19 protein-coding genes are annotated in these 24744 nt (G+C 69.8%); 17 read left to right on the forward strand and 2 right to left on the reverse strand.

Translation table 11 applies throughout. The annotated features are described in order from the left end of the window. Positions 1-18: 18 nt before the first annotated feature. From AW272_RS01920 to xynA, 5 genes are all read left to right on the forward strand, one after another. Positions 19-2712 (forward strand): helix-turn-helix transcriptional regulator, encoded by a 2694-nt coding sequence (locus AW272_RS01920; RefSeq protein ID WP_066360428.1) that lies wholly within the window; start codon positions 19-21, stop codon positions 2710-2712. A 7-nt stretch (positions 2713-2719) separates the two neighbouring features. Continuing rightward, the gene (locus AW272_RS01925) at positions 2720-5434 is read left to right on the forward strand and encodes a helix-turn-helix transcriptional regulator (RefSeq protein WP_218010763.1); all 2715 of its coding nucleotides are present in this window, start codon (positions 2720-2722) and stop codon (positions 5432-5434) included. Positions 5435-5489: 55 nt separating this feature from the next. Further along, complete coding sequence (locus AW272_RS01930; protein WP_066360434.1) at positions 5490-6311, forward strand: alpha/beta fold hydrolase; 822 nt, start codon at positions 5490-5492, stop codon at positions 6309-6311. Beyond that, a complete protein-coding gene (locus AW272_RS01935; protein ID WP_066360435.1) occupies positions 6308-7099 on the forward strand; it encodes an alpha/beta hydrolase in 792 nt (263 codons plus the stop codon). The genes AW272_RS01930 and AW272_RS01935 overlap by 4 nt, the downstream gene beginning before the upstream one ends. Positions 7100-7357: 258 nt before the next feature. After that, positions 7358-8326 (forward strand): endo-1,4-beta-xylanase XynA, encoded by a 969-nt coding sequence (gene xynA, locus AW272_RS01940; RefSeq protein ID WP_066360436.1) that lies wholly within the window; start codon positions 7358-7360, stop codon positions 8324-8326. 60 nt (positions 8327-8386) lie between these two features. Here xynA and AW272_RS01945 read toward each other — a convergent pair whose 3' ends face one another. Next, positions 8387-10057 (reverse strand): choice-of-anchor P family protein, encoded by a 1671-nt coding sequence (locus AW272_RS01945; protein WP_066360439.1) that lies wholly within the window; start codon positions 10055-10057, stop codon positions 8387-8389. Positions 10058-10277: 220 nt separating this feature from the next. Between AW272_RS01945 and budA the strand changes: the two genes are divergently transcribed. Continuing rightward, the gene (gene budA / locus AW272_RS01950; protein ID WP_218010764.1) at positions 10278-11048 is read left to right on the forward strand and encodes an acetolactate decarboxylase; all 771 of its coding nucleotides are present in this window, start codon (positions 10278-10280) and stop codon (positions 11046-11048) included. A 29-nt stretch (positions 11049-11077) separates the two neighbouring features. Then, positions 11078-12769: an acetolactate synthase AlsS gene (gene alsS / locus AW272_RS01955; RefSeq protein ID WP_066360442.1), complete on the forward strand. Its 1692-nt coding sequence runs from the start codon at positions 11078-11080 to the stop codon at positions 12767-12769. A 5-nt stretch (positions 12770-12774) separates the two neighbouring features. Here the strand turns inward: alsS and AW272_RS01960 are convergent, their stop codons facing one another. Continuing rightward, entirely contained in the window at positions 12775-13347 is a 573-nt protein-coding gene (locus AW272_RS01960) for a TetR/AcrR family transcriptional regulator (protein WP_218010765.1), read from the reverse strand. An 87-nt stretch (positions 13348-13434) separates the two neighbouring features. On the opposite strand from AW272_RS01960, the gene AW272_RS01965 reads away from it, so the two are divergent. The 10 genes from AW272_RS01965 to AW272_RS02010 all read left to right on the forward strand — a co-directional run bounded on the left by AW272_RS01965 (position 13435) and on the right by AW272_RS02010 (position 24554). Further along, positions 13435-14205 (forward strand): SDR family NAD(P)-dependent oxidoreductase, encoded by a 771-nt coding sequence (locus AW272_RS01965; RefSeq protein WP_066360446.1) that lies wholly within the window; start codon positions 13435-13437, stop codon positions 14203-14205. A gap of 91 nt (positions 14206-14296) precedes the next feature. Beyond that, entirely contained in the window at positions 14297-15931 is a 1635-nt protein-coding gene (locus tag AW272_RS01970; protein ID WP_157518170.1) for an ABC transporter substrate-binding protein, read from the forward strand. Continuing rightward, positions 15928-16851, forward strand: coding sequence for an ABC transporter permease (locus AW272_RS01975; protein WP_066360449.1), 924 nt, complete (start codon positions 15928-15930; stop codon positions 16849-16851). The genes AW272_RS01970 and AW272_RS01975 overlap by 4 nt, the downstream gene beginning before the upstream one ends. Beyond that, positions 16848-17642 carry an ABC transporter permease gene (locus tag AW272_RS01980; RefSeq protein WP_066360450.1) on the forward strand — a complete coding sequence of 265 codons (795 nt, stop codon included), beginning with the start codon at positions 16848-16850 and terminating at the stop codon, positions 17640-17642. The genes AW272_RS01975 and AW272_RS01980 overlap by 4 nt, the downstream gene beginning before the upstream one ends. Beyond that, entirely contained in the window at positions 17639-19213 is a 1575-nt protein-coding gene (locus tag AW272_RS01985) for a dipeptide ABC transporter ATP-binding protein (RefSeq protein WP_066360451.1), read from the forward strand. The genes AW272_RS01980 and AW272_RS01985 overlap by 4 nt, the downstream gene beginning before the upstream one ends. Then, the gene (locus tag AW272_RS01990; RefSeq protein WP_066360453.1) at positions 19210-20547 is read left to right on the forward strand and encodes an NtaA/DmoA family FMN-dependent monooxygenase; all 1338 of its coding nucleotides are present in this window, start codon (positions 19210-19212) and stop codon (positions 20545-20547) included. The genes AW272_RS01985 and AW272_RS01990 overlap by 4 nt, the downstream gene beginning before the upstream one ends. Then, positions 20544-21689, forward strand: a complete 1146-nt coding sequence (locus AW272_RS01995; protein WP_066360457.1) for an LLM class flavin-dependent oxidoreductase — start codon at positions 20544-20546, stop codon at positions 21687-21689. Before AW272_RS01990 ends, AW272_RS01995 begins: the two co-directional genes overlap by 4 nt. After that, on the forward strand, positions 21686-22720 hold the full coding sequence (locus AW272_RS02000) for an LLM class flavin-dependent oxidoreductase (RefSeq protein ID WP_066360458.1): 1035 nt from the start codon (positions 21686-21688) through the stop codon (positions 22718-22720). The genes AW272_RS01995 and AW272_RS02000 overlap by 4 nt, the downstream gene beginning before the upstream one ends. Continuing rightward, positions 22717-23841, forward strand: coding sequence for an LLM class flavin-dependent oxidoreductase (locus AW272_RS02005; protein ID WP_066360459.1), 1125 nt, complete (start codon positions 22717-22719; stop codon positions 23839-23841). The genes AW272_RS02000 and AW272_RS02005 overlap by 4 nt, the downstream gene beginning before the upstream one ends. After that, entirely contained in the window at positions 23838-24554 is a 717-nt protein-coding gene (locus AW272_RS02010) for a DUF1684 domain-containing protein (RefSeq protein WP_066360467.1), read from the forward strand. Before AW272_RS02005 ends, AW272_RS02010 begins: the two co-directional genes overlap by 4 nt. Positions 24555-24744 lie beyond the last annotated feature (190 nt).

The raw sequence follows: 24744 nt of genomic DNA on the forward strand, positions 1-24744 counted from the left end.
GTCTGGTGTGATTAGTCCGTGCTTGGGCTTCTTGGTCGGGATGACGAGCGGCGGCGGCTGGATCTGCTGCTCGGGAACGCGCGTAACGGACACGGCGGGTCGATCCTGATCACCGGGGAGCCGGGGATCGGCAAGACGGCGCTTCTGGAGGCGGTCACCTCGCGGGTGGCCGCGGTCCGGCTCGACGGGTTCGAGTCGGAGATGACGCTGCCCTTCGCCGCGATCCAGCGGTTGACGATCCCGCTCAGCGACCACCTACCGGCGTTGCCGGAACGGCAGCGGGAGGCGATCAAAGTCGCCTCGGGGCTGGCCGACGGGCCGCCGCCCGACCGGTTCCTGGTCGGGCTCGGGGTGCTCGGACTGTTCGCGGCAGCCGCAGCCGACACACCGGTCGTCTGCGCGGTGGACGACGCCCACCTGCTCGACCAGGAGAGCCGTGACGTCATGGCGTTCGTGGCCCGGCGGATCGCGGTCGAGCCGGTCGCGCTGCTGTTCGCGGCCCGCGACGAGCAGGACATCGCCTCGCGGCTGGCGGGCGTGCCGGAGTTGCTGCTCGAAGGGCTCAGCCAGGAGTCGGCGACCGCGCTGCTGACGCGGTCGCTGGCCACCCCGATCGACCCGGCGTCGGCGGCGGCCATCGCCCGTGCGACCGGCGGGAACCCGCTCGCGCTGATCGACCTGGCCGAAGAGGCCCGGGACATGGCCGGGCTCGGGTTCGGCGGCGATCCGATCCCGGTCGGCCGACGCCTGGAGGCCCACTACGCCCGGCGCATCGAGCGGACCGACCCGCAGGTACGCCTCTGGGTGCTGCTCGCCGCCGCCGACACCACCGACAACGCCGACCTGATCACCTCCGCCGCCCGCGAACTGGGCCTGGACGACGACGTCGTCGACCGGGCCGAGGAGATCGGGCTGGTGGAGCTCCACGGCTCCATCAGGTTCCGCCATCCGCTGGTCCGGTCGGCGGTCTACAACGCCTCCGCCGGGGCCGACCGCCGGCGGGTCCATCGCGCGCTGGCCAAGGCGGCGGACGCCCTCGGCATGATCGAGCTTGAGGCCTGGCACGCCGCCAAGGCCACCTTCGGCACCGACGCGGAGGTCGCCGACCGGCTGGAGCACGCCGCCGACCTGGCCGCCCGCCGTGGTGGTCTGTCGTCGCGGGCCAGCATCCTCACCCGGGCCGCCGAGCTCACCCCGACGGGCCCGGTGAAGAACTCCCGCCTGGCCGGCGCGGCCGAGGCCGCCCTGGCGGTGGGGGCGGTGCGGGTCGCGCACGAACTGCTCGCCCGGATCGACGAGACGACGGCCGACCGGGTCGACCACGGCCGGGTGATCGTCGTGCGGTACGCGCTCGGCCTGTTCGCCGGAGACGCGCGGGTGCTGCCCTATTCGGTGGCCGAACTGGTCAAGGCGGCCGACGCGTTCCGGGGAAAGGACCTCGAACGGGAACGGCGCACCCTGCTGAAGGCCTACGAGGCAGCCGCCACCGTCGACCGGATCTTCGCCGGGATCACCCGCCGGGAGCTGGGCGAACGGATCGCCGAGAGCGCGGTCGGCGGCGGCCCCTTCGCGGAGATCCTGACCGGGATCGGCGCGCTCATCCTGCTCCCCTACGCCGAGGCGGTGCCCCGGGCCCGCGCCGCCTTCGACGCGATCCTGGCGCTGCCCGACCACGACATGATGCAGATGCACTCCGCCATCGCGGCGCTGAGCGTCTTCCTGTTCGACGACGCCGGGGGCCAGGCCGGGATGGCGCGGGCCGCGACCGCGGCCAGAGAGGCGGGGGCGCTCCAGGCGCTCGACTCGCTGCTGTGGGTCACCTCTCTCGCCGAGCTGTCGTACGGCACGGTCCGCGTCGCCGAGGAGCTGATGGAGCAGGTCCGCGAAGTCAGGAAGGCCATGGGCTACGACGCGGAGAACGTGATCAACGCCGCGTTGATGGCCTGGACGGGGGCGCCCCGCCACGTCGTGCTCGCCATCGGCGAAGGGGCCAGCGCGGCCGGCTTCGGCGGGGTCGGCGCCGCCGCCGTCGCGGCCGTCGGCGTGCGGGACATCGCCGAGGGCGACTACCGGGCCGCCTACGACCGGCTCAAGCCGCTGATCCAGGATCCCTTCCTGCACGTGACGCCGCTGCAGTACCCCGACTTCGTGGAGGCGGCAGCGCGCAGCGGCCGGGCCGCCGAGGCGCGTCCCCTCGCCGACCGGCTGATGGAGATGGCCGAGGCGAACGGCTCGGCGTGGTGCCGGGGCCTCGCCCTCCGGTCGCGGGCGCTGCTCGGCGACGACCCGGAGGCCGACTACCTGGCCGCCATCGAGGCGCTCGGGCCGACCCGCGCCGAGATCGACCTGGCCAGGGCCCATCTGCTCTACGGCGAATGGCTGCGCCGGGCCCGCCGCCGCCGCGAGGCGGGAGAGCACCTCCAGCTCGCGGCCAGACTGTTCGAGCAGATGGGCGCGCTCATTTTCGTACCGAGAACGAAGGCGGAAATCGAGGCGGCCGGTCTGAAGGCCGCGGCCCCGGCGGGTTCGGACATCCCCGACCTGACGCCGCAGGAGCTCACCATCGCCCGGCAGGCGGCCCAGGGACGGACCAACGCCGAGATCGCCGGCAACCTGTTCATCAGCGTCAACACCGTCGACTACCACCTGCGCAAGGTGTTCAACAAGCTCGGCGTCTCCTCACGACGCCAGCTCCGCGATGTACTGGGGTGATCGGTCCGTGTTGAGGCTTCTGGGGCGGGACGACGAGCGGCGGCGGCTCGACCTGCTGCTCGCCAACGCGCGCAACGGTCACGGCGGAGCGCTTCTGGTCACCGGCGAGCCGGGCATCGGCAAGACGGCGCTGCTGGAGGTGACGACGACCGGCGCGGCCGGGCTGACGACGATCCGGCTCGACGGATTCGAGTCGGAGACCACGCTGCCCTTCGCCGCGATCCAGCGGCTGACCGTCCCGTTGAGCGGTCACTTCCCCGCTCTTCCGGCCCGGCAGAGGGAGGCCGTCCAGGTCGCCTCCGGCCTGGCCGACGGGCCGCCGCCCGACCGGTTCCTGGTCGGTCTCGGGGTGCTCGGACTGTTCGCGGCGGCCGCCGCCGACCTCCCGATCGTCTGCGCGGTGGACGACGCGCACCTGCTCGACCAGGAGAGCCTCGACGTCATGGCGTTCGTGGCCCGGCGCGTCGGCGTCGAACCGGTCGCGCTGCTGTTCGCCGCCCGGGACGAGCAGGACATCACCTCGCGGCTGGCCGGGGTGCCGGAGTTGCTGTTGGAGGGGCTCAGTCAGGAGTCGGCGACGGCGCTGCTGACGCGGTCGCTGGCCACCCCGATCGACCCGGCGTCGGCGGCGGCCATCGCCCGTGCGACCGGCGGGAATCCGCTCGCGCTGATCGACCTGGCCGAGGAGTCGCTGGACACCGCCCTCGGCTTCGGCGCCGACCCGATCCCGGTCGGCCGCCGCCTGGAGGCCCACTACGCCCGCCGGGTCCAGCAGGCCGACGACCAGGTGAGACTGTGGGTGCTGCTGGCCGCCGCCGACACCACCGGCAACGCCGACCTGGTCACCTCGGCCGCCCGGGAACTGGGCCTGGACGACGTCGGCGGCCGGGTCGAGGAACTCGGGCTGGTGGAACTGCACGGGACCGTCCGGTTCCGGCATCCGCTGGTGCGGTCGGCCGTCTACAACGCCTCGTCGGGCACCGACCGCAGGCGCGTGCACCGCGGGCTGGCCAAGGCCGCAGGCGAGCTGCGCATGGTCGAACTCGAGGCCTGGCACGCCGCCAAGGCGACCTTCGGCACCGACGCCGGGGTCGCCGACCGGCTGGAACACACCGCCGACCTGGCCGCCCGCCGAGGCGGGTTCGCGTCGCGGGCCAGCATCCTCACCCGCGCCGCCGAGCTCACTCCGCCCGGCCCGGTGAAGAACTCCCGCCTGGCCGGCGCGGCCGAGGCGGCGCTCGCCGTGGGCGCGGTGCAGGTCGCGCACGAACTGCTCGCCCGGATCGACGAGACGACGGCCGACCGGGTCGACCAGGGGAGGGTCCTCGCGGTGCGGTGCGCCCTCGGGCTGTTCACCGCGGACCCGGCGGTCCTGCCCTACGCGGTGGCCCGTCTGGTCGAGGCGGCCGACGCGTTCCGCGGGCGCGACCTCGAACGCGAACAGCGCACCCTGCTGAAGGCCTACGAGCTCTGCGCCGTCACCGACCGGCTCATGGCCGGCATCACACCGGAGGAACTGGGACGGCGGATCGCCGGGGCGGCGGAGGGCGGTGGCCCCTTCGACGAGATCCTGGGCGGGATCGGCGCGCTGATCCTGCTTCCGTACAAGGAGGCGGTGCCCAAGGTCAGGGCGGCCTTCGACGCGATCATGGCGCTGCCCGACCACGAGATGATGCACATGTTCTCGGCCATCGCGGCGCTGGCCATGTTCCTGTGGGACGAGGCCGAGCGCCGGGCCGGTCTGGCCCGCGCCGCCGCCACGGCGAGAGAGGCCGGTGCGCTCCAGGCCCTCGACACGATGCTCTGGACCAACTCCCTCGCCGAGGCGTGCGGCGGCGGCACGATCCGGGCGGCCGTGGAGTCGATGGACCAGGTCCGCGAGGTACGGCTGGCCATGGGGTACGACGCGGAGAACGTGATCAACGCCGCGCTGATGGCCCTGACCGGTACGCCCAAGCACATGGTAGTCGCCATCGCCGAAGGCGCCAACGCGCTCGGGTTCGGCGGCGTCGGCGCGACCGCTTTCGCCGCGCTCGGCCAGCGCCATCTCGCCGAGGGCGACTACCGGGCCGCCTACGACCGGCTCAAGCCGCTGATCGACGAGCCGTTCTTGCAGGTCACGCCAGTTCACTTTCCCGACTACACCGAGGCGGCGGTGCGCATCGGGCGGACCGCGGAGGCGCGTGAATACGCCGACCGGCTGATGGAGATGGCGGAGATCAACGGCTCACCGTGGTGCCGGGGGGTGGCACTGCGCGCCAGGGCGCTGGTCGGCGACGACCCGGAGGCCGACTATGTGGCGGCCATCGAGGCGCTCGAACCGACCGGCGCGCTGATCGACCTGGCCAGGGCCCATCTGCTGTACGGGGAGTGGTTGCGCCGGGTGCGCCGTCGTCGTGAGGCGGGCGAACAGCTTCAGGTCGCGGCCACGCTCTTCGAGCGGTCGGGTGCGCGCATCTTCGTACAGAGAACTCAGTCGGAGCTCGAAGCGGCCGGGATGAAAGCCCTGACGGTCAAGGGGCCCGACATCCCCGACCTGACCCCGCAGGAGCTCACCATCGCCCGGCAGGCCTCGCTCGGCCGCACCAACGCCGAGATCGCCGCGAACCTGTTCATCAGCGTCAACACCGTCGACTACCACCTCAGGAAGGTGTTCCAGAAACTCGGCATCTCCTCACGGCGGCAGCTCTCCGACAAACTACGTGAATCGCGTGGTACGTAACTGAAGGCCTCCGCGCGACGCTCGAGTGGACCCCATTCGAGCCAAGGAGGCCACAGTGCCCTTTGTCACCGCCGACGACGGTGCGCGGATCTTCTACAAGGACTGGGGGACCGAAGGGTCCCCGGTCCTGTTCAGCCACGGCTGGCCGCTCAACTCCGACGCCTTCGAGGCCTCGGCGCTGTTCATGGCCACCCACGGCCACCGCGCCATCGCGCACGACCGGCGCGGCCACGGCCGGTCGTCGCAGACCTGGCACGGCAACGAGATGGACACCTACGCCGACGACCTGGCCTGCCTGATCGAGCACCTCGACCTGCGCGACCTCACGCTCGTCGGCCACTCGACCGGCGGCGGCGAGATCGTGCACTACATCGGCCGCCACGGCACCGCCCGCGTCTCCAGGGTCGTGTTGATCGGCGCCGTTCCGCCGCTCATGCTCCAGACCGACGACAACCCCGAGGGACTGCCGATCGAGGTGTTCGACGGCATCCGCGCCGGTGAGCTGGCGAACCGTTCGCAGCTCTACCGCGACCTCGCCGACGGCCCGTTCTTCGGCCACAACCGCAAGGGCGACGTGGCGCAGGGCTTCCGGGACGCCTTCTGGCTGCAGAGCATGGCCTGCGGGCACCGGGCCGCGTATGAGTGCATCGCCGCCTTCTCGGCGACCGACTTCCGCCCCGACCTGGCCAAGATCGACGTTCCGACGCTGGTCATCCACGGGGACGACGACCAGATCGTGCCGTTCGAGGTCGGCGGCAAGCGATCGGCCGAACTGATCGACGGCGCTGTTCTCAAGGTTTACGAGGGCAGCGGTCACGCCCTGCCCGACACCGACCGTGACCGCCTCCACGCCGACATCCTGGAGTTCATCTCATGACCACCGTCGTACTCGTCCACGGCCTGTGGGTAACCCCTCGCAGCTGGGAGGCCTGGGTTCCGTACCTGGAGTCCAAAGGCGTCAAAGTGCTCACCCCCGGCTACCCCGGCTTCGACATCGAGGTCGAGGCGCTGCGGCAGAACCCCGACATCATCGCCAACCTGACCGTCGCCGACACCGTCGCCCACCTGGCCTCGGTCATCGAGTCGGAGCCCGAGCCGCCGATCATCATGGGCCACTCGTTCGGCGGCACGCTGACCCAGTTGCTGCTGGCCAAGGGCCTGGGCTCGGCCGGCGTCGTGATCGACTCCGCGCCGACGGAAGGCGTGCGGGTCAACCCGATCTCCCAGGCCAGGTCGCTGTTCCCGGCGCTGAAGAACCCCGCCAACCGGCACCGCGCCGTCGGCTTCACCGCCGAGGAGTGGCACTACGCCTTCACCAACACCCTGTCGGAGGAGGAGTCCCTCAAGGTCTGGGAGCGCTACGCCATCGCCGCCCCCGGCTTCTGGGTCTGGGAGTACGGCCTGTTCGCCAACTTCAAGCCCGGTCACCAGGACACCTGGGTCGACTACGACGCCGACCGGGCCCCGCTGCTGTTCATCGGCGGCGAGAAGGACCACATCATGCCGCCGTCGGTGAACAAGTCGAACGCCAAGCACTACAAGAACTCGCCCGCGCTGACGGAGTATCACGAGTTCGAGGGCCGCGATCACTGGACCTGCGGCGCCCCCGGCTGGGAGGCCGTCGCCGACCACGCGCTGGAGTGGGCGCTCAAGCACAAGCGCTGATCTCTGTGGACGAACCCGCCCTCCTGGTTGATCAGAGGGCGGGTTAGTCTTTCTGAAACTAACCGAAACTTTCGGTTGACATGTCGGGCGTCTTACCTGGAGTTCTCCGCATAACCACTGGTCATTCCCGGCCTTACATTTCGGGTGTGTTTCCGAAAGTTGTTGACAGCGTGGCTGCCCCCGCCGACACTCTCGTGGATACCGATTCGCTCCCGTCGGTCGTTTTTCGCGCCCCTCAGGCAGGGAGGAAACACGTCCATGAAAAAAGGATTGGTGGCCGCGGGTATCTGGGCCACTGCGCTGGCCATGATCACGATGCTGCCCGGCGTCGCCCAGGCCGCCGTGACCACTAACGGGACCGGCACCAACAACGGCTACTGGTACTCCTTCTGGACCGACAGCCAGGGCACCGTCTCCATGGAACTCGGCTCCGGCGGCAACTACAGCACCTCGTGGAGCAACACCGGCAACTTCGTCGCCGGCAAGGGCTGGCAGACCGGCAGCCGCAGGTCGGTGTCGTACTCAGGCAGCTTCAACCCGTCGGGAAACGCATACCTGACCCTCTACGGGTGGACCCGTAACCCCCTCATCGAGTACTACATCGTCGACAACTGGGGCACCTACCGCCCGACCGGTTCCTTCAAGGGCACGGTGAGCAGCGACGGCGGCACCTACGACATCTACGAGACGACCCGCACCAACGCGCCCTCGATCGAGGGGACCCGCACGTTCAAGCAGTTCTGGAGCGTGCGCCAGTCGAAGAAGACCGGCGGCACCATCACCTCCGGCAACCACTTCGACGCGTGGGCCAGCAAGGGCATGCAGCTCGGCAACCACGACTACATGATCATGGCGACCGAGGGCTACCAGAGCAGCGGCAACTCCAACATCACGATCGGCAGTGGCGGCGGCGGAAACCCGCAGCCCACCCCCACCCCCACCAACGGTGGTGGCGGCGGCGGAGGCGGCTGCACGGCGTCGCTGTCGGCGGGCCAGTCGTGGAGTGACCGCTACAACCTGAACGTGTCGGTGAGCGGTTCGAGCAACTGGACGGTGACGATGAACGTCCCGTCACCCGCGAAGATCAGCTCGACGTGGAACATCTCCGCGTCCTATCCGAACGCGCAGACCCTGACGGCACGGCCCAACGGCAGTGGCAACAACTGGGGCGTGACGATCATGCGCAACGGCAACAACACCTGGCCGACGGTCTCCTGCTCAGGCTGACCCGACGGAGGAACGAAAAGCCCAGGTGATCGGCGCCTGGGCTTTTCGCCTGTCATCCGGTCAGGCCGACGGGCAGGGCTGGCCCGGGAGCGTCAGCGACGCCCGCGCGTGGCTGACGACGACGTCGACCCCCGCGATCGTCGTGACGTGAATGGCGTTGACCTTGATGCCGGTGCCGTTTCCGTAGGGCACCCGCTCGTTGAGGACGATCTTGGCCACCAGCGGGATGGTGATCGTGTGGTTCAGCGGCGGGTTCGTGATGGTCGAACCGTTCACCTTGAGCGTGGTGAAGGTGGTCGTGCCCGCTGTGGTCACCGTCCCGCTCGTGGTGGAGGTCGCGGTCGCCTGGGCGGTGATCTCCTCTGCCGTGATCAGGCCGTTGAGCAGGTTCAGCTTCGCGGTGGTGGCCTTCGCCTTGGCGGTACGCAGCCCGTCGGGCCCCACCGTGCCGGAGGCCTCCGTGGTCAGCACTCCGAGCGAGGCGACGGCGGGGAGCACCGCCGTCAGGAGCGTGTCGCTGTCGGAGCCCGGCGTGGCCGTACAGGAAATGTCCGAGGGAATGAGCGGCGCGCCGCCGATCAGCGGCGCGGTCACCTTCGCGGCGTGGGCGTGGGCGTCGAACTTGTGCTCCGGCACGACGAACGTCACCGACGCGCACGCGGGTGGCGGGTTGATCCCGATCCGGGCCGACACGTCGGCGGGGCAGGTCGTGTATTCGCCGATGACGGCCGCCTTCACCGGGACGGTGATCGTGCAGGTCGCGTCCCCGTCGGCGATGCCGCCACCCGCGGAGACGACACCGTTGGCGATCGAGATCGACGGGCTCACACAGTCGCTCGTCGGGGTCCCGGCCGGGGTCAGCCCGTCGGGAAGGTCGACCTTGAACGACCAGCCGATCTTCTCGCGCAGCTCCGAGGTGTTCGTCACGGTCAGCGTGAGATTGGTGGTCTGCCCGACGGCCGGGTTGTTCGGCGGATAGGACAGGCCGAGCTGCGGGGTCACGTCGAGCACCCGCACGTTGTCGATCGCCCCGTCGTTGCCGTTGGTGCCGGCCTGCGTGTTCACCAGGCGGATGCCGAGCTGCGATCCGGCGAACAGGACCGGCGCGTCACTCGTGTAGGTCCCGACCGAGATCCCGTTGATCACCGCCCCCGGGGCGGCGCAGGTGTCGATGGGCTGACTGAACGTCGGGATCGCGGTGGCGCCGTCGAGCAGGTAGAACGCGATCAGCGGATGGGCCACGTTGCAGTTCACCGCCGCGGCGTCGACCGAGAACGTCACGAAGCGGCTGCCGCCGCCGATGGGCACCGGATGCTCGGTCTCGAGCTGCACCTTGGGCGCGCCGGGAGGCGTGTGCGTGAACGCCGTCACGGCGTGGTTCGTGGCCGGGTCCTCACCGGCCCACTGCCCGAGAGAGGCCGCGAGCTCGCGTACGGTCGGCCACCAGCCGCCGCACTGCTGCGCGAGCGGAGGCGCCACGGCCGGGTTGAGGCGACTGGCGATGAGGCCGTTGCACGAGGTCAGCCAGGCCGGGTCGGCGGTGTAGGTCATGGCGTGGGGCGCCGGGCCGACGTAGTCGGTGACCATGACGGGCGCGGTGCCCTGCCCGTTTTCGAACTCTTCGCTGAAGACGACCTGGGGGTCGGCGGGGGCGGCCGTGGCCGCTCCCGGGGACAGGACCGCGGTCAGCGGGATGAGGGTGAGAACGACCGCGGGAACGATTCGTCGCAAGGGTGCTTTCCCTTCGTGGCGAACTGGCGGTCCTCAGTCCTCACACAAAGTCCCTGACGAATCACTTACTGTCAAGAAGGTGTGGCATTTGTCGGACTTGCGGGTAATTGCAGCTATACATCCCAGAAAGTGCTGATTGATACGCTTTTGTTATCATTGATCGAGATCGTGGCCGAAAGAGCGGGGGCTCGGCATGGGCACGTCCGGAACATCACACGATGTGTTCCGAGGGTGGGTGCGGAACCTGCTCGCGCACGTCGGCGGGTCAGGAGACGCCCGGCGTTCACGGGAGATCTATCAGACGTCGACCATGGGCGCGCTCCTCGACGGGGTCTACGAGGGTGAGGTCACGATCGGTGAGTTGCTGAAGCACGGGGACTTCGGCCTCGGGACGTTCAATCGGCTCGACGGCGAGATGCTGATTCTGGACGGTGTCTGCCATCACCTGCGTGCCGACGGCAGCGCCCACATCGCGGGCCAGGACGAGAAGACGCCGTTCGCGGTGGTGACCTGGTTCAAGCCCGACATGACCATCCCGGTCACGTCGAGCCGCGACCATGCCGCAGTGACCGGGCTCATCGACACGTCGATCGGCAGCGCCAACGTGATCTACGCCATTCGCATCACGGGGACCTTCAGCCAGGTCCGGACGCGGACGGTGATGGAACAGTCGGCGCCGTATCCGCCGCTGACCGAGGCGACGAAGGGGCAGAAGGAGACCACGTTCACCGACGTCTCGGGAACGCTGGCCGGTTATCGCACGCCCGACTTCGAGCAGGGCATCTCCGTGGCCGGATTCCACCTGCACTTCATCGACGAGAGCCGGCAGCACGGCGGTCACGCGCTCGGCTTCCATCTGGAGCGGGGAACCATCGAGCTCAGCGCCCGGTCGGAGATCCATCTCAGCCTGCCCCAGACCCGGGAGTTCCTCGATTCGAACCTGACCAGTGGCGACATCGCCGCCCAGATCCGCCAGACGGAAGGCGGCTGATCCGGTTGACGACGCAAGGAGAGACCAGCATGAGCGACGACAACGGATCGGTGCGTGCGGCGCAGCGCGCGGTGGAGACGCTGGCCGCGTTCGGCGTGCGGTACGTCTTCGGTGTCCCGGGAGCGAAGATCGACGAGCTGTACAACGCTCTCGTCGACGGCGGTCCGCAGCTCGTGGTGTGCCGCCATGAGCAGAACGCCGCGTTCATGGCGGCGGCCGTGGGACGTCTGACCGGCGTGCCCGGCTGCGCCCTGGTCACTTCCGGGCCGGGGACGACCAACCTGGTGACCGGTCTGATCACCGCGAACACCGAGCAGTTCCCCATGATCGCGCTCTGTGGCGCCGTCGCCCGGCGCGACCGGCTCAAGCGCACCCATCAGTCGATGGACGCCGCCGCCGCGCTCAAGCCCTTCACCAAGTACGTCGGTGAGGTCAACGATCCCGACAACGTCACCGAGGCCATCGCCAACGCCCTGCGCGCCGCGGTCACCGAGCCGCGCGGTGCGACCGCGGTGATCCTTCCGATGGACGTCGCCGCCGCGCCGACCGACGCGGAGATCAGCAGACCGATGCCGGTGCCCGCGCTCGGCCCGGCTCCCAGTGAGCAGATCCGGCGCGCGGTGGAGATGATCCGCGACGCCGAGCGACCGGTGGTGCTCGCCGGTCTGCGGTCGGCCGACCCGGACGCCTGCGCCGCGCTGCGCGAGCTCATCAGCGGCACGGACCTGCCGGTGGTGGAGACCTTCCAGGCGGCCGGTGTGGTCTCCCGGAAGTTGGAGGACCACTTCATCGGCCGGGTCGGGCTGTTCCGCAACCAGCCGGGCGACGTCGTCATGGCGCATGCCGACCTGCTCATCACGGTCGGCTTCGACGCGATCGAATACGACCCGGGTCTGTGGAACCTCGACCCCTCACGCCCGGTCATCCACATCGACTCGGTGAACGCCGACATCGACAACCACTACCAGCCCGCCGTCGAGCTACGCGGCGACATCGCCGCCACCCTCACCGAGATGGGCAGGCCGCTGGCCGGGTTGCGCCTGAGCGAGAAGGCCAACGCCGCGATCGCCGAACAGCGCCAGGCGCTGGCCCAGATCGACCAGCAGGCGAAGGCCGCCCCCACCACCGAGTTCGGCTTGAATCCCGCGGCCGTCATCCTCAAGATCCGGGACCTGGTGGACGACGACGCCACCGTCGTGTCCGACGTCGGTTCGAACTACATCTACACCGCCCGGCACTTCCGGAGCTACGAGCCCCGGCACATGCTGTTCTCCAACGGCCAGCAGACACTGGGCGTCGCCCTGCCCTGGGCCATGGTCGCGGCCATGCTCCGGCCCGCCACGCAGGTCGTCTCGATCTCCGGCGACGGCGGATTCCTGTTCACCGCGCAGGAACTGGAGACGGCCACCCGGCTGGGGCTGCGCCTGACCCACGTGATCCTGCGCGACAACACCTACGACATGGTCGCCTTCCAGGAGAAACTGAAATACGGGCGAACCTCGGGAGTCCAGCTGGGCGACTACGACATCGCCCAGTACGCCGGAGCCTTCGGCGCCCGGGGGATCCGGGTCAAGACGATGGAGGAGTTCGAGACCGAGCTTCAGCGAGCCCTCAGCCGCGAAACCCTGACCATGCCCGGCGTCACCATCATCGACGTGGACGTCGACTACAGCCACAACACCAACCTGTTCGCCCAACTCCACGACGGCGTCCTCGAATAGTTCCGTTAGTCGCGGCGCAGGTTCTCGATGGCTTCCGTCAGGCCGATCTCCAAATAGCGGATGTCGTCGGTGGCGACCAGCATCGTCGCGCCTCCTGCGATCGCGCCGATCATCTGGGCCGCCACGCGCTCGGCATCGGCGTCGGGTCTGACCGTGCGGACGCCGGCCGCGATCTGCCCCTGCCACCGGGAGTACATCCCCGTGATGATGTCGCCGACCGCCGGGTTGGCGAGACCGAGCTGCGCGGTCAACGCCGACAACGGGCACTTCCGGCGCTGGGCCGCGTAGCGGGCGATCACCCGGTCGCGCCAGGACTCCCACTGAGCCCATGACGTCAGGTCGCTCAGGTAGGGCTGCTGGTCGTCGAGGACGCGTTCCGCCTCGTGGGCCGCCACCGCGAGGAGCATGTCGGATTTGCCGTCGGGGAAGTAGTGGAAGAGCTGGCTCTTGCTCGTCGTGGTCGCGGCCCGGATGTCGTCGAGGCCGACGTTGGCGGGGCCGTGTTCGCGGATGAGCAGGGCGGCGCCTTCGACGATCCGTTGCCGGGTGGCGGCCCCCTTCGGGGTCAGTGCTCTCACCTGGGTAATCTAGCAAAAAGTGAACTTGACAGTCCATTTTCTTCATGTCATTTTGGACCACACAGTCCAATTTCAAGGAGAGCAGACATGGACCTGCAGCTCACGGGCAAGCGCGCCCTGGTGACCGGATCGACCAGCGGCCTGGGCGAGGAGATCGCCAGAACCCTCGCGAAAGAGGGCGCGACGGTGATCGTCCACGGAAGGGACGAGGCGCGCGCCAACGCGGTCGCCAAGGAGATCGGCGGGACCATCGCCCTCGGCGACCTGTCCACCGACGCGGGCGCCGACGCCGTGGCGGAGGCGGCCGGGGAGATCGACATCCTCGTCAACAACCTGGGCGTCTTCGATGCCTCGCTGACCTGGGACAACGTCTCGGCGGACGACTGGAACGCCATCTACAACGTCAACGTCACGACGGGGGTGAGGATGATCAAGAAGTTCGTGCCGGGTATGAAGTCGCGCGGCTGGGGGCGGGTCATCCAGATCAGCAGCGTTCTGGGCGCGCAGCCGATGGACACGCAGCCCCACTACGCCGCGACCAACGCCGCCCGCGACAACCTGGCCGCGTCGCTGGCCCGCGAACTCAAGGATTCGGGCGTCACGTCGAACGCGGTGGCTGCCGGCGGCATTCTCACGCCGTCGTCCAAGGCCCATCTCGTCAAGGTCGGTCAGCAGGCCGGCTGGGGGGAGACGTGGGAGGACATGGCCGAGACCGCGCAGCGCAGGCTCACCTCGATGGTCGACGTCGGGCGGATCGGGCTGCCGAATGAGTACGCCGACATGGTGACCTTCCTGGCCAGCCCCCGTTCGAGCTACGTCATGGGCACGACGCTGCGGGTCGACGGAGGCTGGCACTGAGAACCGGCGGAAGGTGGCGCTGAACACACCCGCTTGACGGATATTCCCCTATTTCCTACAGTTAAAGTAGGAAACCAGAGAGGTGATCCGCGTGCGTCGGTTCCGTGCCCCCCTTGCCGCATTACTGCTACTTCCATTGCTCGCCGCCTGTGGTGGGACCGCCGCCCCCAAGGAGGTCCCGGCCGGCTCCGCCGCCAAAGGTGGCTCTCTGGTCTTCGGCGTCAACACCGAGCCGCTCAACCTCGACCCGCACGCCAGCCCCCAGGACGTGACCGGTCTGTTCACCCGGCCGGTTCTCGACTCGCTGGTCGCCCTCGACGACAAGGGCGACATCCACCCGTGGCTGGCCAGCTCGTGGGAGATCTCGGAAGACGGCCTCACCTACACCTTCAAGCTGCGGACCGGCGTCAAGTTCAGCGACGGCACGCCCTTCGACGCCGCCGCGGTGAAGACCAACCTCGACCACATCGTCGACCCGGCCACCAAGTCGCAGCTGGCGGCGGCGGCGTTCGGGCCGTACGACAAGACGACCGTCGTCGACCCGCAGACGGTCGAGGTGAAGTTCAAGGAGGCCTACTCGCCGTTCCTGGCGGCGCTGGCCACGGCCTATTTCGGGATCCAGTCGCCCAAGCAGCTGGCCCTCGGGCCGGAGGAGCTGGCCAAGAAGGTCGTCGGGACGGGGCCGTTCGTCATCGACGCCTACGTGCCGCACCAGGGCATCACCTACAGCCGCAACGCCGACTACAACTGGGCGCCGGCGATCGCCAAGCACACCGGGCCCGCCTACCTCGACCGGCTCGAATTCAAGATCATTGTTGAGGACGCCGTCAGGCTCGGGGCGCTGACCAGCGGACAGATCGACGCCATCGCCAGCGTGCCGCCGGTCAACGTCAAGCAGGTCGAGGCCGACCCCAAGCTGACGATCATCCGCAAGCAGGCGCCGGGCGGGAACTACAACTACTACCCGAACAACGAGAAGGGCGTCTTCGCCGACCAGAAGGTCCGCCAGGCCTTCCGCGACGGGATCGACTTCGCCACCATCGTCGACAAGCTCTACTTCGGCACCTTCGACCCGGCGTTCAGCGCGATCTCGCCGGCGACGGCCGGCTACGACAAGGCCACCGAGACGCAGTGGAAGTTCGACCCCGCCGGGTCGGCCAGGCTGCTCGACGAGGCCGGCTGGACGGGCAAGGACGCCGAGGGCTTCCGCACCAAAGACGGTCAGCGCCTCACCGTGAAGTGGCCGTTCCTCAAGGCGCTGGCCCGGGAGCAGCGTGGCACGCTGGCCGAGCAGGTGCAGGCGGAGGCCAAGAAGGCCGGGTTCGACGTGCAGTTCGTCGACGTCACGCCCAACGATTTCACCCCCAAGGCCCTCGCTGGCGACTACGACCTGATCGACTTCAGCTGGCAGCGGGCCGACGGCGACGCCCTGCGCAACCTGTTCGCGATCTCCAACATCCCCACGCCGACCTTCTTCGGTCAGAACCTGGCCCGCTGGAACGACCCGGAGACCGACGGCTGGCTGACCGACGCGCTGCGCACCACCGACCTGACCGAGCGCGCCGCGCTCTACGCCAAGGTCCAGCAGAAGGCCAACGCCAACGCGTCGATCGTCCCCGTGTACGTCTTCAACTACCTGCTGGGGGCGTCGAAGAACGTCCAGGACATCGTCTTCGAGCCGCAGGCCTTCCCGATCTTCTACGACGCCTGGGTGTCGAAGGCATGATCCGCCGCATCCTCACCAGGCTCGCGACCTCGGTGCTGGTGCTCTGGGGGGCGGTGACGGTCTCGTTCACCGCTCTCCACCTGACCCCCGGCAACGTGGTCGACGTACTGATCGGCAGCAACATCGTCACGCCGGAGGTGCGGGCCCAGATCATCCGCGACTACGGGCTCGACGAGCCGCTGCTCACGCAGTACGCCACCTATCTGGGACGGGTGCTCCGGGGCGACCTCGGGCAGTCCTACCAGCTCCACGAGTCGGTCGCCACCGCGATCGGCGCCCAGATCGGACCGTCGCTGCAGCTCGCGGGGGCCTCCCTGCTGGTGGCCATCGTGGTGTCGACGACGCTGGCGATCCTGACCGCCCGGCGCAAGCCGTGGATCAGGGGGCTGTCGTCGAGCCTGGAGCTCATCGGGGTGTCGATCCCGACGTTCTGGACCGCGATCCTGCTGCTGACGGTCTTCTCCTTCCAGCTCGGCTGGTTCCCCGCGGTCGGTGCGGAGGGACTGGCCGGGCTGGTGCTGCCGGTCATCGCGGTGGCGCTGCCGATCACCACCATGCTCACCCAGATGATGCGCGAGGGCCTGGAGCTCACGCTGGAGCAGCCGTTCGTGCTGACCGCCCGGACCAGAGGCATGTCCGATCTGGGGGTCCGCCTCCGGCACGCCCTGCGGCACGTCCTGATCCCGACCGTCACGCTGATCGGCTGGCTGGTCGGCCTGACGGTCGGCGCGATGGTCGCGGTCGAGCAGATCTTCTCCCGGCAGGGCATCGGCCAGCTCACCCTGGCCGCCGTCGGCGGCAAGGACCTGCCGGTCGTGATGGGCGTGGTGCTGCTCACGGCGGTCCTGTACGTCGTCGTCAACATCGTCATCGACCTGCTCTACCTGCTGATCGACCCCCGCCTGCGGAGCGCCTCATGAGAGTCCGCGCGGGATTCACCCTGGCCTCGGTGGTGCTTGCGCTGATCACGCTGGCCGCGCTCGCGCCCGGCCTGCTCACGGGCAGTACCCCCGACGCCGCCGACGCGCTCGCCGCGCTGCAGGGGCCGAGCGCCGACCACTGGCTCGGCACCGACGCCAACGGCCGCGACCTGTTCACCCGCATCGTGTACGGCGCCGCGCCCTCCCTGCTGGCCGGTCTCGGCGCCACCGCGCTGGCGGTGGTCGTCGGCACCGCGCTCGGCCTGCTGGCCGCGCTCGGCGGACGGGCGGTCGACGAGATCGTGATGCGCCTGGTCGAGATCGTGCTGTCGCTGCCGACGCTGCTGCTGGCGCTGCTGGTCATCACCGTGACCGGGCCTGGCACGGTCAACGTGATCTTCGCCATCGCCCTGTACACCGCACCCAGTTACGCCCGGCTGGTCCGGGCCCAGACCATGGTCATCCGCAAGGCCGGGTTCGTCGAGGCGGCCACCTCGCTCGGGCTCAGCCGGGGGCGGATCATCACCCGGCACGTGCTGCCCAACGCGTTCGAGCCGCTGGTCGTGCTGGCCACCATCGAGGTCGGCACCGCCCTGGTGGCCGCCGCCTCGCTCAGCTACCTCGGGCTCGGGCCGCAGCCGCCGGCCCCCGAATGGGGGGCGATGCTCTCGGCCGGGCGCGACTACTTCTCGGTCGCCTGGTGGATCGCCATCTTCCCCGGAGTCGCGATCACGCTGACCGTCCTTTCCATCACCGTCGTCGGGCGGCATCTCCAGCGGAGGATCTCGTGAGCGCACCCGTGGTCGAGGTGACCGACCTGCATGTGAGCTTCCCGGCGGTGGAGGCGGTCAGGGGCGTCTCGCTCGCGGTGTACCCGGGCGAGTGCGTCGCCATCGTGGGCGAGTCGGGGTCGGGCAAGAGCGTGACCGCGCGGACCCTGCTCGGGCTGACCGGCGAGGAGGCCACCGTCACCGCCGGGCGGCTGGCGATCGAGGGCGTGGACGCGGCCTCGTTCAGCGAACGCCAGTGGCGGTCGATCCGGGGGCGGCGCGTCGGTTACGTGCTCCAGGACGCCCTGGTCTCGCTCGACTCGCTCCGCCCGGTCGGCAAGGAGATCGCCGAGACGCTGAAGCTGCACCGCGCGGTGCCCCGGCACGAGATCCCCCGCAAGGTCATCGACCTGCTGACCGAGGTGGGCGTGCCCGAGCCGGAGGCGCGGGCCAGGCAGTATCCGCACGAACTGTCCGGCGGGCTGCGGCAGCGGGCCCTGATCGCCTCGGCCATCGCCTGCGGGCCCAAGCTGCTGATCGCCGACGAGCCGACCACCGCGCTCGACGTCACCGTGCAGGCGCAGATCCTGCGGCTGCTGGCCGAACGCAAACGGGCCGGTCAGGCGCTGCTGCTGATCAGCCACGACCTCGCGGTGGTGGCCAAGCTGGCCGATCGAATCCTGGTCATGAAGGACGGCGTCGTCGTGGAGGACGGCACGGCTAGCCAGGTGCTGGGGGCGCCCGAGCATCCGTACACGAAGGCCCTGCTCGCGGCCATCCCGGAGCCGAGCACCCGGGCTCCCCGGGCGGGTGAGGTGGTGATCCGGGCCGACGGCCTGGTCAAGACGTTCGGGAAGAGGACCGCCGTCGACGACGTCTCCTTCGAGCTGCGGGCCGGGCAGACCCTCGGCGTCGTCGGGGAGTCGGGGTCGGGCAAGACCACCACGGCCAGGCTGGTTCTCGGTCTACTGCAGCCCGACCGGGGTTCGGTCGAGATCGACGGGTTGCCGTGGACGGGCCTTTCCCGCGAACGGCAGCGTGAGCTGCGCCGCCACATCCAGGTCATCTACCAAGACCCGTTGAGTTCGTTCGATCCCCGGTTCTCGGTACGCCGCATCCTCGACGAAGCCCTCGAAGTCGGTGGGGAGCCCAGGAAGACCCGCTTGAAAAGGGCCGTCGAGCTGCTCGAACAGGTGGGACTCGACGACAGCGTCCTGGAACGGCGGCCGTTGAAACTGTCCGGCGGGCAGCGGCAGCGGGTCGCCATCGCCCGCGCGCTGGCCCCGCGGCCCCGCGTGATCGTCTGCGACGAGCCGGTGTCGGCGCTCGACGTGTCGATCCAGGCGCAGGTGCTCGACCTGCTCGTCGGGCTGCAGGCCGAACTCGGGGTCGCCTACCTGTTCATCTCGCACCACCTCGGGGTGGTGCACCACGTCAGCGACCACGTGCTGGTGCTGAAAGACGGCCAGGTCGTCGAGTCGGGTGCGGCGAATCAAGTCCTCACCGCGCCCTCGGCGGCCTACACCCAAGAGCTGCTCGCGGCCGTTCCCCGGCTCGACACCAACGTTTCCCTGGCCAGGAGGGCCTCATGACTTTGGATAGACCGGCCAAGCAGATCCACCTCGCCGCGCACTTCCCCGGCGTCAACAACACGACCGTCTGGTCCGACCCGCGGTCGGGCAGCCAGATCGACTTCGACTCCTTCAAGCACCTCGCGCAGACCGCCGAACGCGGCAAGCTCGACTTCTTCTTCCTGGCCGAGGGCCTGCGGCTGCGCGAGCAGAAGGGCCGCATCCACGACCTCGACGTCGTCGGCCGCCCCGAGTCGCTGACCGTGCTGTCGGCCCTGTCGGCCGTGACCACGCATCTCGGCCTGGCCGCCACCGTCAACTCGACCTTCAACGAGCCCTACGAGGTGGCCCGCCGGCTGGCCTCCCTCGACCACCTCTCCGGCGGCCGGGCCGCCTGGAACGTCGTCACGAGCTGGGACGCCTTCACCGGCGAGAACTTCCGGCGCGGCGGCTACCTGGAGGAGGCCGACCGCTACACCCGCGCGAAGGAGTTCCTCCAGACGGTCCGCGAACTGTGGGACTCGTGGGCGCCCGACGCGCTGACCAGGTCGGGCGGCGAGTTCGTCCGGCCCGGCGGGATCGGGTTCTTCGAGCACCAGGGTCAGCACTTCGACATCCGGGGGCGGTTCGACGTGCCCCGGCCGCCGCAGGGCAACCCGGTGATCATCCAGGCCGGTGACTCCGAGGAGGGCCGCGAGTTCGCCGCCTCCGGCGCCGACGTCATCTTCAGCCGGCACAGCAAGCTGGACGAGGGGCGCCTGTTCTACCGCGACGTCAAGGGCCGCCTCGCCAAGTACGGGCGGTCGCCGGACGACCTGAAGATCCTCCCCGCCGTCAGCTACGTCCTCGGCGACACCCAGGAGGACGCGGAGGAACGCGCCGCCGAGATCCGCCGCGCCCAGGTGAGCCCGCAGACCGCGATCCTGTTCCTGGAGGCGATCTGGGGCCGCGACCTGTCCGCGTACGACCCCGAGGGCCCCCTCCCCGACATCGAGCCCGACCTGGGGACCGACGTCTCCAAGGGCAGGGCCCAGTTCCGCCGCGACCGGGCCGAGACGGCGGCCAAGTGGCGGGCGCTGGCGGCGGAGAAGAACCTGTCGATCCGCGACCTGGTCATCGAGACCGCCACCCATCAGACCTTCGTCGGCACCGCCGCGTCCGTGGCCGAGGAGATCAACACCTTCGTGCAGACCGACGCCGCCGACGGCTTCATCTTCGCGCCCCACCTCACCCCGGGTGGCCTCGACGACCTGGTCGACAAGGTCGTGCCGCTGCTCCAGGAGAAGGGCGTATTCCGGACCGAATACACCGGTCCGACCCTGCGCCACCACCTCGGACTGAAGGAGCTCTCATGACCCTCCACCTCGCCGTCGCCCTCGACGGCGCCGGATGGCACCCGGCGGCCTGGCGGGCCGAGGGCGCCCAGCCCGACCGGCTGTTCACCGCCGGTTACTGGGCCGACCTGGTCATCGAGGCCGAGCGCGGCCTGCTCGACTGGGTCACCTTCGAGGACACCCTCAGCCTTCAGTCGTCCCGGTACGACGGCCCCGACGGCCGCCTCGACCAGGTGCGCGGCAAACTCGACGCCGTGCTGCTGGCCGCCGCGGTCGCCCCGCTCACCTCGAAGATCGGCCTGATCCCGACCACCAGCGTCACCCACACCGAGCCGTTCCACGTGGCGATCGGCATCGCCTCGCTCGACTACGCCAGCAAGGGACGCGCGGGCTGGCGCCCGCGAGTCTCCGGCCGCCCCGACGAGGCCGCCCATTTCGGCCGCCGCGAGTTCCCGCCGTTCGACCTGGCCAACCAGGAGTTCATCACGGCCCTCTTCGAGGAGGCCGACGACGCCGTCGAGGTCGTCCGCCGTCTCTGGGACAGCTGGGAGGACGACGCCGAGATCCGCGACGCCGCGACCGGCCGGTTCATCGACCGCGACCGGCTCCACTACATCGACTTCGAGGGGAAGTTCTTCTCGGTCAAGGGCCCGTCGATCACCCCGCGCCCCCCGCAGGGCCAGCCGCTCGTGACCTCTCTCGGGCACGGCCCCGGCCCGTACGAGTTCGCCGCGCGCGGCGCCGATGTGCTCTACGTGACCCCGAAGGACCGTGACGACGCCCACCGGATCGTCGCCGAGGTCAGGGAGATCGAGGCCAGGATCGGCAGGACCGGCCCGCCGCTCAAGGTCTTCGCCGACCTGGTCGTCTTCTTCGGCGGCCACAAGGCCGGGCTCGACGAACTCGACGGCGCCCCGCTGGAGTCGGACGCCCACGTCTTCGAGGGCACCCCCGCCGAACTGGCCGATCTCCTCCAGGATTGGGACCTGGAAGGCTACCGGCTCCGCCCGGGGGTCCTGCCGCACGACCTGAACGTCATCACCCGGGAGCTGGTGCCCGAGCTCCAGTCGAGGGGCGCGTTCCGCACCGCCTACGAGACCGCCGACCTGCGCGGGCGCCTGGGCCTCGCCCGCCCGGCCAGCAGGTATGCGAGGGTGTCGTGAAGTTCCTCGCCCTCACGCTCGGCTTTCACACTGACCCCGGCAAAGCGGTCAACCAGCGCTTCCGCGAGATCGTCGACAGTGCGGTGCTGGCCGAGGAACTGGGCTTCGACGGCTTCGCCTTCGGGGAACGCCACGAACGCCCGTTCCTGTCGTCGTCGCCGACCGTGGTGCTCAGCCACATCGCGGCGAAGACGTCCACGATCCGGCTCTTCACCGCGGTCACCACGCTCGCGCTGCTCGACCCGGTGCGCGCCTTCGAGGACTACTCGACCCTCGACCACCTCTCGGGCGGCCGCCTCGAACTGATCATCGGCAAGGGCAACGGCACCGCGCAGGCCGAACTGTTCCACGTCACCGAGAACGACCAGTGGGACCGCAACCGGGAGAGCTACGAGCTGTTCCGCCGCCTCTGGCGGGAGGACCGGGTGACCTGGTCGGGCAAGTTCCGCCCGCCGCTCAACGACGCCGAGGTCCTGCCCCGCCCGTTCCAGCAGCCCATCAGGGTCTGGCACGGCAGCGCCACCAGCCGCGAATCGGTCGACCTGGCCGCCTCCTACGGCGACCCGCTGTTCTCCGCGAACGTCTCCAACCCGGTCGAACCGTACGCCGAACTCGTCGCCTATTACCGCGAACGCTGGGAGCACCACGGCCACGACCCGAAGGACGCCGTGGTCGGCGCCGGATCCGCCGGCTACTACAGCGCCCCCAAGTCGCAGGACGCGATCGACACATACCGGCCGATCTTCGACGCGCGGCTGAAGTTCTTCGCCTCGCGCGGCCTCGACCCGGTCTTCCACGACCTGGAGGACGCCATCGAGCGCAGCTCGATCCTGGTCGGCAGCCCCCAGCAGATCATCGACAAGGTCCACCGCTACCACGACAAGCTCGGTCACGAGGTGCTCCACCTCTCGGCCGAGGCCGACGGTCTCACCGATGCGCAGCACCGGGATTCGCTCGAACTGTTCCAGGCGGAGATCGCACCCACGCTCCGCGCAGAAATCCCCAGCAGACCCCTGGGAGGGCTCGCATGACCCCGCTGTCCATCCTCGACCTGGCCCCGATCGTCTCCGGCGGCACCGCACGCCAGGCCCTCGCCAACACCCTCGACCTGGCCCAGAAGGCGGAGGCCGCCGGCTACCACCGCTACTGGCTGGCCGAACACCACTTCACCCCGGGCGTGGCCAGCTCGGCCCCGGCCGTGCTGATCGGCGCCGTCGCCGCCGCGACCCGGACCATCCGGGTAGGTTCCGGCGCGGTCCAACTGGGCCACCAGACCGCGCTGGGCGTCGTCGAGCAGTTCGGCACCCTGGACGCGCTCCACCCGGGCCGCATCGACCTGGGCCTGGGCCGGTCGGGCCAGCGGGCCAAGGAGTTCCGCGCCGCGGCCGACGCGCCCCCGCCGCCCCCGCAGGAGGCGAGGGTGGTCGACGGCCTGCTGATCCCGAAGCCGTTCTCGTTCGCCTCGATCGCCAACAAGTCGATCTTCACGCTCTGGGCCCAGCTCCTCCAGCAGCCGGGCGCGGAGGCCCCCGACTTCGCCGAGCAGGTCGACGACATCAGGGCGTTCATCGCCGGCGCCTACCGATCGGCGGAGGGCGTCGAGGCCCACGTGAACCCGGGCGAGGGCGCCGAACTGGAACTGTGGGTCCTGGGCAGCAGCGGCGGCCAGAGCGCCCAGGTGGCGGCGGAACGCGGCCTGCCGTTCGCGGCCAACTACCACGTCAGCCCGTCGGCGGTGCTGGAGGCGGTGGAGGCGTACAGAGACGCCTTCAAACCGTCGGAACTCCACGCCAAGCCCCACGTGATGGTCTCCGCCGACGTCGTCGTGGCCGACACGGAAGCTCTCGCGAAAAGGATCGCCGAGCCGTATGGGCTGTGGGTCCGCAGCATCCGTACCGGAGAGGGAGCCATCCCCTTCCCCTCGCCCGAGGAGGCGCTCGCGCACGAGTGGTCGCCGGCAGACCGCGAGCTGATCGCCGACCGCCTCGACACCCAGTTCGTCGGCACGCCGGAGCAGGTGGCGGAGCGCCTGCGCGTCCTCCGCGACGTGACGGGCGCCGACGAACTGCTGACCACCACCATCACCCACGACCACGCCGACCGGGTCCGCTCGACCGAGCTGCTCGGCCAGGCCTGGAAGGAGCTCTCATGACCGCCCGCGAGACCGAAGTGCGGGACCTGCTCACCCTGACCGGCACGATCTGGATCGACGGCGACACCGTGGTCCCGGGCATCCCCGGCGTCTGGAGCCCGACCGGCGGCGGCGTGGAACTGAAGGCGGGCCTCGACGACGGCCTGACCATCGACGGCGAACCGGTGACCGGCCCCGTCGTCATCACCCCCGACGTGTCGGGCCTGTACTACGGCAAGATCAAAATCCAGCTGCTCATCCGCGACGGCCTCCCCGTGATCCGCACCTGGGACCCCGACGCGGAAACGCTGCGCGCCTTCAAGGGCATCGACTCCTTCGACCCCGACCCGGCGTGGATCCGACCGGCCGTCTTCCGCCCTTACGGCGAAACCCGCCCCGAGACGGTCCCGACCGCCGACCACCGCGAACGCGACCTGCTCCTGGTCGGCGAGGTCGTGGTCGACTTTCCCGGCGGCAGCCAGACCCTCGCGGTCACCGAGGCCCCCGGTGGGGGCCTGTCCGCCCAGTTCGGCGACCTGACGAACGGCGAGGAGACCTTCCGCTTCCGCACCCTCCCCCTACCGGCCCCCGGTCCTGACGGGCATCTGGAGGCCGACTTCAACCGAGCCCACCTTCCGCCGTGCGCCCTGACCGACCACTTCCTCTGCTTCCTGCCCCCGCCGGGCAACCGGCTGGACATCCGCGTCACCGCAGGCGAGAAGGGGCTCAGCTGACCTGAGCGGCCGCGCAGAGGCGCGGGCGGTCCCGTCCTGAAAAGCCGTTTTTCTTTACGGCTTCGCCCACCCTCAGACCGGGGCGACCTCCGCCCAAGTCAGGCAGTCGACTCCAGGCGCGGGCGATTCGCGCGGTCGACGGCGAGGGAGCTACGCCAGGTTCGCCGTGCCAGTGGTTTGATGCATCGTT

The sequence above is a fragment of the Herbidospora mongoliensis genome (assembly GCF_001570545.1).
Lineage (GTDB): Bacteria > Actinomycetota > Actinomycetes > Streptosporangiales > Streptosporangiaceae > Herbidospora > Herbidospora mongoliensis.